The organism is Stieleria marina, assembly GCA_007741555.1.
Lineage (GTDB): Bacteria > Planctomycetota > Planctomycetia > Pirellulales > Pirellulaceae > K23-9.
The window spans coordinates 5,578,432-5,595,499 of sequence record CP036526.1; the positions used below are offsets into that span (position 1 = coordinate 5,578,432).

The window sequence follows — 17,068 nt, forward strand, 5'->3', positions numbered from 1 at the left end:
CTTGATGGTATGATTAATTATCGCCCGACCTGAACGTTATCAAACCACTTTGTGAACGTTTTGGGGTCAATAACGCCGAATCCTTCCCAATTCCCTTTCAACCAGCTGATCCGTTGTCTGCGCAACAGCCCCATTTTTCCCCCAAGCAAGTCGCCAAGTCGCTGGAAGTCAGCGAATCGTCGATCAAACGGTGGTGCGACCAAGGTGTCATCCCCACGGTGAAAACGTCGGGTGGACATCGCCGCATTAGCCTGGAGGGGCTTCATGATTTTTTACAGGCGTCCGGTCGCGAATTTGCTCACCCCGAGGAGCTTGGCGGAGCGGTGCTGCCACAGCGACGCCGGACCCGCATCCCAGGAAAACGGCATCCTACTCAGGCGGCATTTCGTGAAGCCCTTGCGGATAGCGACGAAATGAAATGTGAACAGTTGGTGCGTCAGTGGCTGGCCGACGGGTGGAGCCGCAGTGAAACGGCCAACGATTTAATCACCGACGCTTTACGCGGCATCGGTGAAGCTTGGAATTGCCACGAAATCGATGTGTACCGTGAACGCGTCGCCTGCGGAATTTGCATGCGTCTGATTCACAAACTCAGAACGGAGCTGCCACCTGTCGAACATGACGCTCCGCTTGCGATCGGGGGCACACTGACAGGTGACGCCTACGAAGTTCCGACCGCACTGGTCGATCTGATGTTGCACGAACTGGGATGGCGATCGCTTAATCTGGGAACCAATCTGCCGGTCGAAAGTTATCTTCAAGCAGCCAGCGACCATCGGCCAACTCTGGTGTGGCTCAGCATTTCAACAATCGACGACCAATCGCAGTTCATCGCCAATGAAATTCGCTTGTCGAATTCGCTTGACGACGAAGTATCGCTCATCGTCGGCGGTCGAGCTTTGTGCGACCAAATCAGGCCACAGCTTTCCTATACCGCTCACTGCGATAGCCTGAGCCACTTGGCACAACTCGCGACGATGATTAAGAATCGCTTTGGGTTGGAATCTTAGATTCGCCTAGTCGTAGCCATCCGCAAAAACGCAGCGAAAAGCAATGCCACTGGTGTGTGGAATCGAGCTTGTATTTGACCGAGACTGGTACTCAATTGCCAAACGGATCGGCAAATGGATCTGCGCCACCGCCACCCGCTCCGCCACCGAACGGGTCGGCCATCGCATCGCCCCCGGCTGCACCGAAGGGATCGGCTGCACCGGCTCCAAAGGGATCGCCACCGGCCGCCGCTGGAGCAGCCGAAGCTCCGAATGGGTCCTTGGGTTGTCCCTGACCAGCAAATGCTCCGGAAGGTCCTTCAGGCTCTTTGTCGCTGGCCATCGGATCGGTGCTGCCAGAGCTTGCCGACTGACTCTTTGATTCGTTGAATGTAGGCAAAACGGCTCCGGTAGGTCGAAGACACTGGACTGCTCCCGTCTGGCTGACCAGATAAAGCCGATTGGTTTGCGAATTGGCTAGCAGGCGAGTTGGCAATACGTCATTGGTAACGCTAATTGTCTTACCGGACTCCAAATCGATCACGGACAGTCCACCGGAGAGCAAGCGAACAAACACTTTTCCGTCAAAAACGGCCAGCAGCTCGTCAATGTTTGAAACGGTGTCTTCCCACACCATGATGCCGTCCGCGGTTCCCAAGCAGTAGAGATTGCCATACGTCGACCGCAGCAATACTTTGTCGCCTGCAATCATGGGCGAATTATAAAACGGTTCACCGTAGGGACGACTCCAAACAACCTTGCCTTCTCGAGACGCCTGGATCCCGTAGACCTGGCCGGATTCACTCCCGAAGTAAAAGTAGTCTCCCGAAGCTGCTGCAACGCGGCCGCTGACGATCCCATCGGTGTTCAGACGAAAAAGAATAGAGGGAGTGCCTTCTGATTCCATCACGTACACGTACCCGCGATTGGTTCCCCAAGCTATCTTGGTCGAGTTCGGTGATTTGCTGGGAGGTGCCAGAGCAAGGCCAGCGACTACCTCAGTAAAGGCTTCGCGTTTGTCGTTGGAAAGCGGGTAGCCAACGATTCCGTTGCGAATCGTTGGGACCATCGAGTACTCGCCGGCGTGTATCGCACCAAAGAGAGGCATCGTCGTGGTGCGAATGGATTCCAATTCAGCACCATCTTTCGCGTTTAGCTTGATCAGATTGCCGCCATTGATGACGGTCAAAAACTGATCATCGATACCGATCTTGCTGTAACCGATGTGCCGATTGCCCACGCGGGACAACCAGACAGGTGATCCCGTTTCCGCGTCGCGACACTCAAGTGTTCCATCGTCGCTAAGCGTGTAGAGGCAAATTCGCGGAACGGTTTTGGAAGTTACTTTCGCGTCGACCTTGCGATGCGTCAGCCGGCGAACTTCATTGCTTGCCAAACGCTCCGCTTCTTTCTTTCCAATCGCATTGCCGTAGCGATCCACTTCGTCAACCGAAATCCGTCGAAGGACGCTTTCGTAGGTCTCTTCCTTGCCGGTTTCGGCGTCTGGTCGCTTCATTGTCGCAACGACTTCGACGTATTCGTGCGGCTCGGACTGATGCACATAAATCTGCTGGTCAACGATCGACGCAGCCCCCGCCGGAACTTGGATCTGTCGCTGCCAAGCCGTTTCCAAGCCCATCCGGCTAGCCAGATTGGCCGACATTGTCTCGTCGGCAAACACGCTTGTGGGACTGTATTGCCCGGCAAAAGCCAAGCACGCGACGCAAAACGCAACGGAAAGGGCAGACGAATAGCGAAAGCCAGAATAGTTCGAGCGTAACATGGCGGCGATTGGGTTTGCGTGAAAAGCAGACGAGCAGCGGTACCTGCCCTCCATTCTACTCGGAAATAGGCATCGGAGCCAACGGAATAGCAACGCAAGCCGATAACCGGATGGACCTAAAAACCGGATCATTCGCGTCGTAACGGTTGTCCGCTGGATGCGAAAGCAAACCGGCCAACGTTGAGCGGGCGCCTCCTCCTTCTAACAAAACACCTCCAGCGCGTCGCCGTGATCCTAATCAATTGGTCGGACGGCCCATCAAGGAGCGCCGCAGTATTTGGCCAACCTACTAGCCAACACATACAGGCAACACGCACAGACAGCACTGGGGCTGCTAACAGCAGGATTCGAGGCTACCTTGGAATTCACTTTGCCGGAAGTAAAAACGGCGACTGCAGACGGTAGCTGTCGCAAGGCATCTTCGAGACAATGCCCATCGATCGCGATCCCAGCGGCGCCGTTTTTTAACGCCTCGTCTTAGCGTCGCGATCATCGTTGTCCCGTAAAGAAACAATCGTCCAACGCCCCTTTCACTTTTCCCGTTGAAACTTGCTCATGTCCAATAAGAAGATTTTGATGATCGTCGGCGACTATGTCGAAGACTACGAAGCAATGGTGCCCTACCAAATGTTGCAAATGGTCGGCCACCAAGTCGATACGGTTTGCCCCGATAAGTCAGCCGGCGATTCGGTTGCGACCGCGATCCATGACTTCGAAGGTGACCAAACCTACAGCGAAAAACCCGGCCACCGGTTTGCCGTCACTGCCAACTTTGCGGACGTGGACGCTGCCACGTATGACGCACTGGTGATTCCTGGTGGACGAGCGCCCGAGTACTTGCGGATGAACGCCGACGTGCTGAAAATCGTTCAGCATTTCGATTCGGCTTCTAAACCGATCGCCGCGATCTGCCACGGAGCTCAAATACTAGCGGCAGCAGGTGTTTTGAAAGATCGCCAATGCAGTTGTTACCCCGCGGTCAGTTTTGAAGTCACCGCAGGCGGCGGCACTTACATCGAACCTGCCGTGACGATGGATTCGGCTCACGTGCAAGGCAACTTGGTGACCGCTCCAGCATGGCCTGCCCACCCGGCCTGGATGCGTGCCTTCATTGATTTGTTAGCCGAATAACGAGAGGCCAGCGATTCCCCTGCGTCGCATGACGGACAAGGATGAGCCTTATTCGTCCGCGCCCATGAGGTCGTCAAACAAACGGGAGTCGTCGTGGTCAGTGCTGGCTGGCAGCCGCTTGGCGGCGGGCCAAAGAATCACGGAACCATCGCGACTAGCCGTCATGGCAATGTTGCCGTCACGGCTAACGTCGACGGCAGTGACGCCAAGCGTATGGCGCCGGAGCGTTAAGATTTCTCGGGCGCGATCCTGATCGGACCCCACACGCGGATCCCAAACCCGCGCCGTCTTATCAAGCGATCCAGTCAAGATTCGCATTTCTTGCGAACCATCTTGAATCACCGCGATGTCTTCGATCACATCGGCGTGGCCTTCCATGATGATCGCCCGCGCGGGATTCGCATCGGGTTTGGCAACGGCAAACAACCTCGCCTGTTTGTCATCGCCTCCCAACGCGACCCACTTTCCATCAGGAGAAAAGTCCGCACTGGTAAACGAAACGTGATCGGGTTGGTCAAGAACAAGCGGCGCGCCGTCGTTGACAAGCGACCAAACGCGGGCTCTCCCGTTGTCGCCCGCCACCACGATTCGGCGGCCGTCATCGGAAATGCAGACAGTTCGTGCAATGCCATTCAGGTCATCACCGAGCGAAAACTCTGCCTGTTTGACAAAGGCCTTTTCAAGCGGCTTCCATTGCCACAATCTCGCTTTGCCATCTTCGCCCGCCGTTGCCACCAAATGATTGGGACCTTGCCTACTAAATTGCACACTGCGCACCGCGCCTTGGTGAGGACTCTCCAGTTTACCGATCGCAGCCCCCGTCTTTGCATCCCAAATTTTCAGTGACCGACTTCCCGTCGCAATGTATTTCCCATCAAACGAAAAACTTGCCTGAGTCAGTGCCGCGTGAGCTCGATAGCTTTTGCGATGCGTCATCGTCTTCATATCCCACAAAAACGCCGCGTCGGAATTGAGCGTCAGCAGATGTTCGCCCGGCAAAGCCAGAGCGACTTCAGCAGCCCCCAATCGCCGCGGTAGCTGCAACTGCCGTGCTGATTTTCGATTCGCCCGCTCTCCCGAAAGATCAATCAGCGTCAATCGTCCTGGCCTGCGATCCCCTTCGAATCGGCTGATGATGGCTCGTTGATCTTGGGAATCGAAGCCGGCGGACAGAAACCGTCGTTCAACCGCATTCGCTCTATCATCGCCATTGGACTTGGCCGCGACGTCTCGCAGAGCCGAGATTTGATCGACAATTTGTTTGGCCCGCGTGGTCAGGTCCCAAAGCGTCACGTCCGATTCAAAACGCTTGCGTGTACTCGACTCACTAATGGTCAAAACGCGGCGACCGTCGTTTGACAGCGCAATTCGCGTGACAAACCCGTCGTGCGGCAACCGATCGATTCGACGTCCCGAGGGCACATCGATCCGTGTCAAATTTTGATCGTCGGCGGCCACTAACAATTTGTTGCCATCATGCGAAAAACGAGCGTCGTTGATTCGATAGCCACGACATTCTTCCACGGGACTGCCGATACGCTGTCCAGTTGCTGTGTCCCAAAAGTAGCCCAAACCAATTCGGTCGCCCGTAAAGAGCCTTCGCCCATCCGGCGAAATCGCCAGTGCGGTAACGGCTTGCTGATGTCCTTTCAAACGGAACAGTTTTTTGGCAGGCGTCAGCCCGGATGGATCAATTCCCCACACGATGGCTTTGTAATCCGGCGAACTTGAACCGGTCAGCAACAATCGTCCGTTGGATGACAACGCCAGTGAACTGTTCAGCCCTGTTCCTCGAAGCTGACCAATCTGCGTCCCGCGAACCAAGTCCCAGATTCGCACACTGGCATCGGCGCTGCCAACAAACACATGCCCGTTCGCACGATCGACAGCGACTGACATCGCACGAAAAGAAGTTCCTTCGGACAACAAGTCCGGCAGCCCAGCATCGCTGGCATCCGATACTTGGCTCTCTAGCTGCAGTTTGGCGATTTCACGAAACCGCATCGTTTTGCGGTCGATCTCCAGGACGCGAGCGGTATGGTCGCGGCTGGCCGAAACAATTCGGGTTCCCGTCGGATCAAATCTTGCCGACCAGATTTCATCGTCGTGTGGCTGCGATTGATCCACCGATGGATCGCGTCCTCGCTTGCCAGAATCTTGATTGACAAAGACAATGTCAGCATCGCTTTGCCGAATATTCCAACTACGCACCGAAGCGTCTTTTGACACGCTCAGCACACGGTCGCCGTCCAGACCTGCGAAGGTCGCATCTGTTACCCAGCCACCATGCCCGCGAAGTGTCGCGTTGATGCGGCGGTCCTTTACGTCCCAAACTTTGATGGTGTAGTCGTGCGCGGTCGTCAATAAACGTCGGCCGTCGCTGCTAAATTTGATTGATTCAACGTAGTCACCGTGAGCCTTGCTGGACGCAGTGTTGCGTTTGGTAGTCGACACCAGTTGCTTGTTTTCCAAGCTCAATGACGGGTCCGACAGTCGGGCCACGACTTGAGAGCGAATGGACTTGGCATCTCTACCGTTTGCTTTCCCGCCGACCTGTTTGATCGCCTTGGAAATCGCCGCTTGAAAATCGGTACTTCGTGATCCAAGCGGACGCCAAATCAACACGTTGCCCCCCACGTCTCCCGACGCCGCTAATTGTCCGTCGGGCGAGAGAGCAATCGATGCAAGAGGTTGATCATGTTGATCGAATTCTCCGATCCGTCGCGGATCTGACTTCGCGCCGTCCCCTCCTGCCCGCCACACGACGGCTCGGCCGCTTGCACCATCGGCCACCGCCACTGCGATCAACAGCGATCGATCTCGTCCGACTGCCGTAGCAATCTTTCGCACCGGAGCAATGTGCCAAAGCTTCGATCTCGGTTCACGATTTTTCGCATCCCAAATCCGAACGGTTCGATCTAGCGATCCCGACACCAAACGCTCTGCGTCCGCGAAACGCAGTTCGGACACTTCCTGTTCATGACCATCAAATTGCAAAATCATCCGCGGCGGTGAAGATTCCCACAACTGAATTTCACCCGAACGATTGCCAATTGCGATTCGGCGTCCGTCAGCGGAAATCGCAGCCGCCGTGATGTCCTCCAGCGCTCCTTCCCACGAAAGACCACCATCCTCCTGCATGCTCACCCGGCCATCGACGGCCACATCTAGCAGTCTGATCGTGCCGTTCTCGAGGACGACGACTCCATGCCGATCGTCGTCGCTGAGATCCATGCCGACAAGTGCGCGATCCGTTCGCAAGGCAAACGCTGACTGGTTGGATTGTCGCCACAGCCAACGCCACTCCCACCCCAGGCGGCTTGGATCACGCGCGTCACTTAGCTCCGTCAGAATCCGCCTGGCATCATCGAATTCGTTTTGATCAATCTTCGCTTTCGCCAAACCGATTTGCGAAAGATAAACTTCGTACTCTGCTTCTCTGGCCTTGCTAATTGCAATGCCACGCTGCTTGTTGGCCTCCGCCAAGTTCTTGTTCGCCAACTTCGTTTTTTCTTCGGCCGTGCGAGCGTTCCTTTCAGCGGCTTCTCCGTTCTTGATTGCTTCGTTAGCGTTTGCGACGGCCTCGGCCCGTGCAATGTCGGCCTTCTTGCGTTCGGCCTCGGCCAATTTGGTCTGCTTGATTACGTTCTCTTTCTCCAGTTCAACTTCTTTCGTTTTTGCCTCCGCGCGGTCACGCTCTGTATCTGCGATACGCCGCTGCTTCCTTGCCCTCAACTCCTGATCCTCCGCTTTGATTTGAGCCACGACCGCGGCGTCCCGAGCTTGGTTGATATAGTAAAACGCTACCGCCCCGCCCAACATGATGAATAACAACATCGCGGCAGCAGCACGTTTGAAAAGCGTTAACCTGGATTGCCGAAGATCTCTTTCTCGCTGTCCATCAACAAGCTGTTGAATCAGTTCCTGGTGTGCAGGTTCGGTCTGACTGAGCAGCGAGAGTCCAAGGTCAAAGTCCTCCTTGGCAAGCGCGGCTTCGGCGTGCGAAATCTTGGTTGCTTCAATCCCACGCTGCGCCGGTTCATTGCCAGGCCAAAGCGACAGAGCTTGCTGAAATCCATACGTCGCCCGCGAAAAACACGAGTAGTCATGTTGTTCGCGTCCTTGTTCCGCATTGTTTTCGGCCCGATTCGCAAGGGCGATACTCTCCGCGTGCGAACGGTACTCGCGAATTGATTGCTGAAACGCACGAACGTCCTCGTAGCGATCGCCAGGTTCCTTTGCCATCGCTTTGAGCGCGATGTTCAGCAGCTCGCCCCGATAAGAATCCAGATCGCCCGAGATCTCGTTTTCCGCGACCGCTTTAATGCACTGCGTGATGTTGGGAGCCTGGTGAGGCGGTCTTCCCGTAATGATCAAAAACAGGGTCGCACCGAGCAAATAGATATCGCTGGCTGGACCGATCTTTTGCATCGGCCCGGTAGCCATCTCGGGAGCCATGAAAGCCGGCGTCCCGCCCAATCCCGCGGTGTGAGAAATCGAGTCGATCTTTTCAAACTCAGGTTTGGCAAGCGCCAGCCCCCAATCCATCACCAGCACGACTCCGAAATCACCCAACATGATATTTTCAGGTTTGATATCCCGGTGAACAACTCCGCGGGTGTGTGCAAACCCAATGGCATCAGAGACTCTCAGCAGGATGTCTAAGTTCTCGTCACGACTCTTTTCGTCGATGACCTTCGACCAAGGAGTACCGACGACCCGTTTCATCGCGTAGAAAAGCGTGTTGTCGGCTGTCACAGCGATGTCGTGAATCGGCACGATGTTGGGATGATCCAAATCACCCGTCACGACGGCTTCGGAAAGAAACTGCTGCCGGCGATCTTCTTCGACTTCCTCCAACCGCCCCTGCGCGGCAAGCTTTTCTCTCTTCTTTTTTTCCAGTGGTTTGATGACCTTGACTGCGATCAAACGATCCAGCGAAGACTGTTTGGCGACGAAAACGTTGCCCATGCCTCCTTTGCCCAACAACTGCACCAACCGATAATCCGACTCGGCATCGGCGGGCTGTTTGGGCGACAACATTTCGCGAACGCGAATCTGCAGTTTGGTTTCCGAAATGGACCTCTCTATCGCAGGCGATATTTCAGTCACTTCACCTCGCTTAGCGATTTGGCCTGATCCGCTTTGCAACAGCGAACCCCAAAACGCAGCGTCTTTGTCGGACAGTTCGCGCGGATTGACGGTCTGACCAATATCGCGGTGGTCGATCGCCACCGTCCCGCCCTGGGCAGCGTCATCATCGCCTTTGAATCGAACGACCGTTTCTTCACCGATGACTTGACTATCGAATTGAACAGTCGCTTCCAACGCGTTTTGGTCAGCGGTGTCCTCCAGACGAACCGTTTTGTCAGCCGCTGCGATCGCTTGCGTTTTGCCCGTCCCAAGAGAAATTGTTGCCGATGCATCGTCTCCCTGGATCTCGCTGGAAGTGTCATCCAAAGAATCAAGCTGATGCGTTTCTTCCAATTTCGCAACAGTCGCTTCCGTAGACGCGTCAGGACTTTGCGGTGGAGCAGCATCAATCTGAAGTGTGGCGTCATTCGGATCACCAGCGACGGTCTGATCCAGATCGATCCCAAACGGTTTGGTCGGTTTACTCTCCCCCGCATCGGCAGAGTCATCGGCAGGCAGTTCGTTCGAGCGACCACGTCGAATCGATGGAGGCTCCGCAAGCGCCTCTTCGATAGACTCGACCGTACTCTCCATCAGCCCCGAATCACTCTCAACGTCGGGCGATTCGCTTGGGTCGCGACGTGGCGCATCGGGCTCATCTGACGATTGGTCAGACGGGCGTTCGTCATCCGGAGGAGGCGAAGAATCTGTCATTAAAAAGGAGAGGCGTGACTTCTGCCCCGATTAGCGATCTTGGCGTGGCTTTCGGCGAAACCGTTTTCCAGCGGAAAAGTACTTTTTTGAACGGTGTCCGGCAGTCGTCAAACCCAGCAACGACGCGGCAAACTCCGGTGTAAACATCTTAGTCGATTCGCGGAAATAGCTAGACTCAAGATTCGCCGATTCGTCGTCCGGACTCAACCGAGGCACATCGAGATCACGATTCTGACGGCGAATTTCAGCCTTTACCCGTTCGACTGGGTCGACATCGCTGGCGGAATCTTCGCCGGGCTCTCTCGCTTGGGAATCGTCTTCGCCGACCTCACGCAACTTCATCGGACCACCATCAAGCTCGTCACCCGAAATGATCGGACGCCCTCCGCGCAGGTCAACTTGCAAGATCGATCTTTCGTTGCCATCGCCTAACACGTACTCGATTTCGTAGCGTCCATCCGGCAGTTCTGCAAAGAGTTCGCGAAGCTTGCTTCCATCCAAAATGTCATCCGGCAATTGTTCCGGAGCAGCCAAGTCCTCGCCATCGGGATTGGGCGACAGGATTCGGATTTGAAAATACTCTTCTCGCGAAACACTGTTCGACACACTGGATTCGACGACCGTAAAACTACTCTGGCTTAGCGCGACCGACTGCTCCGTTTGCACAAACACCTCCGGCTCGCTCAGCTCCGGAATCACGTTGCGAACCGGAAAGAAAGCAACTGGAATCGACAAGGATGGAATGATGAACGTTGCTTGTCCATTTTCCAAAATCGCAACGTCCTGACTTTCAGCTGTCAGCGGATTGTCAGTCGATGAAAGGATGCGTCCGCCCACGACCAACACTTCCGATTCGCCCTGCGCAATGGTGTCACCAATCACTCGAATGGATTCGTGATGGCGAACCGCAAAGTTGACATTCAGCGGAGCAGTGGCGGACGCCCGATCGTTAAGCCGCGTTTCCAGAATATCTTGTTCCAGATACACATGACTGACCACCAACGGCGGCGCGTCACCCGAGAGCCCATCGATTTGCTGAAAGCGATCCGTGTCGGCACCCCAGTCAATATTGATTGTCAGCCCGCGCTCGCCTTCGTTGCCGATGTCGACGGTCAGCTTTCCTTCAGCATCGTTGATGGCGGCTTGCTCAAGAACATTTGTAGTGACAGAGGTCGAATCGTAGAACGCTGTGTCCTCCAGCCCGTTAACGGGACGCGGCGCAAAAACTCGAGCCACTCCTACGCCTTGCCCCGTTTCGATCTGAAACTGTTGCCCCAGGATCACGTCCGTCGCTTCGACCAACACGGCATTGATGGTCGATTGACTTGCACTGATTTGCACCGAATCGCTGACATCGATCGTGTTCGATGCGATAAGCGACACACGCCCATGATCGCCGCCGGCCACGATCTCCTGGTCGCTTCGCAAATCGGCGCCGTCATTGCCCAGGTCGGTGTCAGAGATCCGAATCGACTGACCGGCCATCACACGAATCTCACCATTGGACGTCGTCAGAGTTTCGCGATCACTTATGTCATCCGACGCAGCCAAATTAATCGTGTCGGTTTCGCGAATTTCTATGTCGCCGCGATTGTCGCCCGCAACGATTGAATCGACATCATTGACCGAAGTCGACAACCCAACAGCCGTTCCTTGGTCCTCGGTGCCATTGGCCGATCGAACACGCAAATCGTCCGCTGTGATTCGGCGCTGGTCACCCCAGTCGATGTCCAAGACATCGTCTGCCGCCGTAAGCACCACATCGGCCGAATGGTCTGCCGTGATCCGGTGCACCAAAATATCGCTACTGGATCCCGATGTGGTGAGCACCACATCTCGCGAACCGGCCTCAGTGGGCTGCTGAGCGTCGTCGAATCGGCTTTGATTTTGCGACAAAATGTCGGTTGCCGTAATGGTTCCTCCAGCGACAACACGGATCAATCCGTCAAACGTGTCGACACTACGAAGTTCGATCTCGTCGACTTCGTTTAGTTCCAAACTTCCCTCGGCGGTGACTCGGCTATCCAAGATCGCCAGATTGGTTTCCAAAGCATTGCCGTCGCCGATCCCCAACCAGCTGACCAAGTTCGTCTTTCCGATAGCAGCCTGAATGTCCACATCAGCATCGCCGCGATCCGTGATCTTGCCGGTAACGCTGCGAATCGCAACCGCCGTTTCAGTTGCGTTTGTCGTAGTTATCCCGCCCAAACCGATGCTGCCGTCGGCTACCAGCGACACCGTGCCCGATCCAACATCAAACAGGGTTCCATCAGCCATGGAAATGCCGCCCCCAAACTCGCCAGCCCGATCATCCGCGGTCACGCTCAGATTGCCGGACATCGATCGAACGTCGCCAGCAGAAGTGAATACGACATTTCGGTCCGCCGCGATTCGCACGCTGCCGTCATGCGACACAATCGCACCACGTACGAAAACGTCGGACGCATTCCCAATCGCGACCAATTCAATGGAACCGTTTTCGCCTGCGCCGATGGCAACTTCGTCGGTTCCATTTCCGATCACGTCAATGGACTGATCTGAATTAGTGATCACGATCGAATCGGCGAGATTAGTAACTTCGCGAACCTGCATTCGCTGCTGACCAGATTGCACGATCCGAATCAATCCCGTCTCGGCTGTGACGCGAGAAATCAAAGTCGTGCTATCGGCGTTCCAGTCGAGATCGACTCCGCCATTGATCGTAACGGCGTCCAACTGGTTGACATTTTGTAGCTCGATCCGCCGCAAGCTCCCGATGCCATCGATAGCGGTCATGGTCAAATCCGCGCCGACAATGTCGCTGATTTCGTCTTGAACATCGTCGTTAATTGAATCAGCGACTAGCGAGATGTTTCCCAAGCCGGCATCGATTTTGCCAATCAAAATCTCCCCGCCTTCGTTTGCCAAGAAGATGTCGCCACCAAATACTCCGGTCGTCGCGTTGAGCGATTCAGTCGCCACGACATCGATCGCGTTTGCGACTTCCCCGATCCCTCCTGCGCCGGCAAAGAGGTTGACCACTCTGGCGACAAGATTGCGCCGGTTATCGTCGCCATCCAAATCGACGATCGCATCTCCAGCGGTCACGGTGACGACCGCCCCGTCCGCAACCACAGCGTCATTCTTCAGCGCGACCGTGCCTTGCGCTGTCACTTGAATATCCGATCCATTGGAATCGATGCCTCCCACTACCAGATCATCCGTCGCGTCCACCACGATGACGCCGCCGCCGGACGCGATGCTGTCAATCGAACCGATTTGATTGTTGTCATTGGCCAGATCAACCGCCCCCGACGAACTGACAGCCAATCGTTCCACGAAGATCGACGACTGAGGAAGCTGCGAAATGGTTCCGGTAACGTCGGCGTTTTGCCCAATCACCAAAACCCCCTGTGCAACATCGATATCGCCCAGCAATACCGACGATGCGTTGCCAAACAAGATCGCTTCGCCATCAAACAGGCTCGTCAAATCAGCGTGCCTTGTATCGATCGAACCACCGTTGCCATCCAGATTGATCGTGCCTTGCCCGGTGTTCACCGCAACGTTGCTGACCGCAGCATCTCCCACGACGATGGAACTGCCCCCTGTGACCAGAACGTGCCCATCGGCAAAGCCACCCGTGGCATCGATTTCGCCAAGCAGCGAAACCGTCTCGGCGCGAACGGTCAAATCACCGGCCGACTGATCCGAACCGATCAACAAATCCGCATTGATGATCACAGAATCGTCGCCGGTGGCTCCGTCGATCGACAGCGAAGCTCGAAAATCGCCCGTGCTGCTGCCAAACCCGTTGACGATAATCTGATCGTCGCCGCCAGCACCGTCAATCGACAGAAACTGCGTGGGATTGTTGGTGGACAACATCGTCGTTGGACCAGCGGCGGCATCCGCTTGAAACAGGGTTCGCTGCGGAGCATCTAGATCAATGTCGACCTGAATCAATTGGTCATCGTCGCCATAAACGATTTGCGTTTCGTCGGAAGTGATGTCTTGTTCGATCCGCTCGAGCCCGGTGAACGACAGCGTGAAGGATCGATCTCCCAGGCTGACGACCGCCGCGCCTGTGCGATCGTCGTTCATCGCGTAGTCGACGATGTCCGGCAAATCATCAGTGTCGGGGTCGGAATCGAAAAGAATGATTCGATCGTTGTCTGCAAATGCGGCATTGCCATCGAACGCCAAATTGCCAGAAAAGCTGAGCGCATTGCCGCTTTTATCGACGAGCCCATCGACGTCCACAAAGATGACATCGTCACCGGGCGTGTCCACCAGTCGCAAGTTATTATCATTGAGGCCCGCGATGGGACGCACAGTCGGTGTCGCTGATTGAGCACTCACTAGGTCAGCCCCCGTCCGAACAACCAGATCAGTGCCTTGACGAACCACCAAGGTTACTTGATCAGCATCAAACGTCACGTCGCCTTCGGTCACGATCGCGATGTCATTGCCATCGCCACCGAAGTAAGTGATGAACGCGGAATCTGACCGAGATCCAAAAGGCGACCGCACCAGGTCGCCTTCGTCTAGTGTTCGCGGCGCCGAAAGCAAGTTCCCGTCGATGTCGAAATTGACGGCGAAACGACCATCGATTTCGTCGACACCATCATTGCGAACAAGGACAAATTCCGATGCCGGCAACGGCGAGTAGTTCAATTGCAAATCAAGAATGGCTCCGTCAATCGCGACTTCGTCGTCCAACGCGGTGCCTTCGCCGACAATCAATTGATCGTACTGGCTGGTCGCAACCGGCCCGTTAATCTGCACTTCATAGATTGATCCAGCTTGCAAATCGACTGCATGCGTGTCCAGTCCAGCCAGTTGAATGCCCGACACATTGCCAGGGCTCAATCGTCCTCCACTGAGCACCACAACGTCCGCTTCGATGGCTCCGTCGCCCGAAAGAGTCGCACCAGCCTGGACCGTTACCTGTCCTGCACCATCGGCGATGCCACCGCTGACCCGAAGCGTCCCGGACTGGACCACGGTCTCAGCCGTAAAGTGATTGATCGTTCCCAAGACCAGCGTTCCGTCGCCTGACTTGGTGATCGCGTCGACAGCGCCGCCGGGATTCACTAACCCGGAGAATGCCGTGGTCGTGGTTCCATTGAGTGTCACAATTTCGTCATCGAAACGAATGGATGCGCCAAGCAGGTCGATGTCCGCTTGAAAAAAGACCGCGTCGCGAAACGCCATCTCTTGCCCCGTCGTGATCGAGGGAGCCGACACTTGAATTCCGGTTTGCGAAGCCACGTTCAACTGCTGCTGCAAATCAATGTCACCACCGAAGCTGGTTGACCCATCTGACTGAACGATCAACGTGTCAAAATTTTCAATCGTCGATCGAAAGTCAACGTTTCCTCCCGAAGCGACCGTCAATTGGTTTGATCCTGCCTGCCCAGCGATCGCTCCGTTGATTTGGAAGTCGTCGCCAATATCGATCCGGGCGTCACCAGTAGGAAGAAACAATTGCCCGTCGACAACGATCTGCCCGGGGTCCGTCGCCGTCGAACGGACCACCCACTGCGGCCCGGACATGCGGACGATCGGGGCCGTCAGATTGAGAACGCCGCCGGTGATGCCGACCGACCGCAAGTCGATCACGCCAGCATCAATGGCTAACGAATTGAGATCAAAAACACCCGCCGCTGCGAACGGACTACCAATGTCTCCTTGAACTTCGACGGTGCCTGCTGTCGTCTGGCCGATCGATCGAATCTCCAAACGATCATTGATTTGATCAACACCGCCGACCAACCCAAAAAAACGAACATCCCCGCCGTCAGTCGCATTCACTGCTGAATCAATGACGACAGGCCCGTCAATCAGCGTGTCACCAATCAACGAAACATCCGCTCCTTGGGTGCGGAGAATCGCCTGTGACAATTGCAAGTCCGGGCTGATCAGATCGATTCGCCCGGCACTGACTGCCGCTGTCGTATCGATAGTCTGCTGGACCATCACTCGATCGTTGGACAGTAATGAAACGACACCCGTTTCGACGACCAGGTCTCCGTTGACCGTCAGTTGTTCAGTGCTGCGCATTTGAATGCTGTCAGCAGAAATGGACGCGTCGATGTCGACGGTGGTGGCAATTCCTTGCGCGGTCAAGTCGCCGGACAATTCAACACTGCTTGAAAAACTAACCGATGATGCACCAATGATGTGAATGTTTTCGATTGACTCGCCAGCGCTATCGTCGATCGCCCCGAACGTGAGATCCGCGGTGGTAGCATGATTGAGTTGAAATACCAGATCCGTGCCTGACTGCGTTGCTGACAGAGTGGCATCCGAAAAGTCAACGCTGCCGCCGATCGAGAAGAACGAAACATCGCCGGCCAAGTGGATCGATCCACTTGCACGAAGATCACCAGTACCGAGTTCTACGCTGGTCGCGTTTGCCAGGTCGCCCACCGAAACATTGCCGCGGAGGGTGACATCGTCGTTGGTTAGACTTACGTTCCCCTGCCCGGGTTCCAGCTGGATAGTTTCCGCTTCGATATTGATCGAGTCACCCGTTGCCGCTTCGACGCGATCCGAAAACGAAACGATCACATCATCGTCGCCCGCTGAGTCACTGAGAGTGACGTCCAGTCCAGCCGGCAACGCTAGATTCAAAGAATCATCGCCACCGCCCAAGTCGATCAACACTCGACCGGACGTCACCGCGGCGACGGGCAACGGATCCGTATCGGATCCCGGATGGTTCGCGATCGGGATCACCGCACCTGACGCATCGGTGATCGAAATGCTGCCATCTCCCAGTTCGTTGAAATTGATTACGTCCGCTCCTGCATCACCGGACAAGACCAAATCACCGATCATGGTCAGTTCCGCGGTGGCATTGAGAACGAACCGTGGCTCCAAAGTTCGGACGGACGGCCGAAGCGAACTCGGAGGACGAATCACCTCCTGCATCACTGCTCGTTTTCTCAACCAGCCTCTCCCCAACCACCCGCGCTGCACGAATTCGCGCAGCCAGATTCTGGCTCGGCGAACGGCGGGTGGACGACTCTGTCTTGAAAGCATTGATGGTGACTTATGAGGGCTTCTTGCCATGGCCGATCGGATCGGCCGCGCAACGATCGGCACTACTCAGCATCGGCAAATCGCGAAGGCGACCGGATCACCCGATCGCAAATCGCCTGTTCATTCCAATCGCGAGAACCAATTATCCCAGTTGGAGATGCTAGTTGAACCATCATTTTGGCAGGAATTGCTTTCAATAGCGTGTTCTGCGGCCATAAACTCGCTGCCGCCGATTTGGATCGATGAGAATCTGTGCGGATTGGCAAAGGAATCCCATTTACGGTCGGGT

General features: G+C 55.5%; 5 protein-coding genes. 2 read left to right on the forward strand and 3 right to left on the reverse strand.

Going from position 1 to position 17,068, the window contains the following annotated elements; translation table 11 throughout:
• The first annotated feature begins 113 nt into the window (after window positions 1-113).
• Window positions 114-1,010: a helix-turn-helix domain-containing protein gene (locus K239x_RS19785; RefSeq protein ID WP_145419904.1), complete on the forward strand. Its 897-nt coding sequence runs from the start codon at window positions 114-116 to the stop codon at window positions 1,008-1,010.
• Window positions 1,011-1,101: 91 nt separating this feature from the next.
• Here K239x_RS19785 and K239x_RS19790 read toward each other — a convergent pair whose 3' ends face one another.
• Complete coding sequence (locus tag K239x_RS19790; RefSeq protein WP_419189186.1) at window positions 1,102-2,772, reverse strand: outer membrane protein assembly factor BamB family protein; 1,671 nt, start codon at window positions 2,770-2,772, stop codon at window positions 1,102-1,104.
• Window positions 2,773-3,327: 555 nt separating this feature from the next.
• Here K239x_RS19790 and K239x_RS19795 point away from each other — a divergent pair.
• Window positions 3,328-3,903 carry a DJ-1/PfpI family protein gene (locus K239x_RS19795; RefSeq protein ID WP_145419906.1) on the forward strand — a complete coding sequence of 192 codons (576 nt, stop codon included), beginning with the start codon at window positions 3,328-3,330 and terminating at the stop codon, window positions 3,901-3,903.
• 48 nt (window positions 3,904-3,951) lie between these two features.
• Here K239x_RS19795 and K239x_RS19800 read toward each other — a convergent pair whose 3' ends face one another.
• Window positions 3,952-9,750, reverse strand: coding sequence for a WD40 repeat domain-containing serine/threonine protein kinase (locus K239x_RS19800; protein ID WP_145419907.1), 5,799 nt, complete (start codon window positions 9,748-9,750; stop codon window positions 3,952-3,954).
• 30 nt (window positions 9,751-9,780) lie between these two features.
• The gene (locus K239x_RS19805) at window positions 9,781-16,686 is read right to left on the reverse strand and encodes an autotransporter-associated beta strand repeat-containing protein (protein ID WP_419189187.1); all 6,906 of its coding nucleotides are present in this window, start codon (window positions 16,684-16,686) and stop codon (window positions 9,781-9,783) included.
• Between the last annotated feature and the right edge of the window lie 382 nt (window positions 16,687-17,068).

Excerpts from the sequence above, each read along its gene's own strand:
- K239x_RS19790 (WP_419189186.1), bottom strand. The coding sequence starts at position 2,772 with ATGTTACGCTCGAACTATTCTGGCTTTCGCTATTCGTCTGCCCTTTCC.
- K239x_RS19800 (WP_145419907.1), bottom strand. The coding sequence starts at position 9,750 with ATGACAGATTCTTCGCCTCCTCCGGATGACGAACGCCCGTCTGACCAA.
- K239x_RS19795 (WP_145419906.1), top strand. The coding sequence starts at position 3,328 with ATGTCCAATAAGAAGATTTTGATGATCGTCGGCGACTATGTCGAAGAC.